Origin of the sequence: Agrobacterium sp. MCAB5 (assembly GCF_052114365.1) — a bacterium.
In the GTDB taxonomy this organism is placed as follows: Bacteria; Pseudomonadota; Alphaproteobacteria; order Rhizobiales; family Rhizobiaceae; genus Agrobacterium; species Agrobacterium tumefaciens.
This window is the reverse complement of sequence record NZ_JBFREP010000271.1, coordinates 1-437: the sequence shown is the minus strand read 5'-3', so window position 1 is coordinate 437 and position 437 is coordinate 1. Positions and strand designations below refer to the sequence as shown.

The window sequence follows — 437 nt, the reverse complement described above, 5'->3', positions numbered from 1 at the left end:
CCGCAAGGGCACGCTGCATCACATCTTCGATGTTGCCAACATTGAGGTGGAACATCGTGCTAACCGCCCCCGGCTCTTTTGGAAAGAACGGACCGCCGTAGGAAGGGGATTTTTCGCGATTTGGATTGGAGCCGGCGACCCAAACAGGCAGGTTTCCGAACCGCATTTCGACAGCCGCCAAAACGCCATAGATGTCACTGGTGTTCTCTTCCTGCGCACCAAAGGCAGCGGCATAGAAGTTGGCGGCCTCTCTCTCCCGCCCATGTTCAACAAACAAAGAAAATTCGAGGCTGATATCTTCGGTCATCTTGGCTCCTCGCTCGATCTGAATCACAATCCAACATACCGCAAACTTTGCCGAACCAATGGCATCGGAGAAGAAGCTGCCAAATTCAGAGCTTCTGCGATGCACTACCGTGTAGCGATCGCAGCTGCAG

At 53.8% G+C, this 437-nt stretch carries 1 pseudogene; it reads right to left on the bottom strand.

The features are described 5' to 3' along the window. Nucleotides 1-307, bottom strand: a pseudogene (locus AB4Z23_RS28585) (VOC family protein); the annotation flags it as partial. Nucleotides 308-437: the final 130 nt, after the last annotated feature.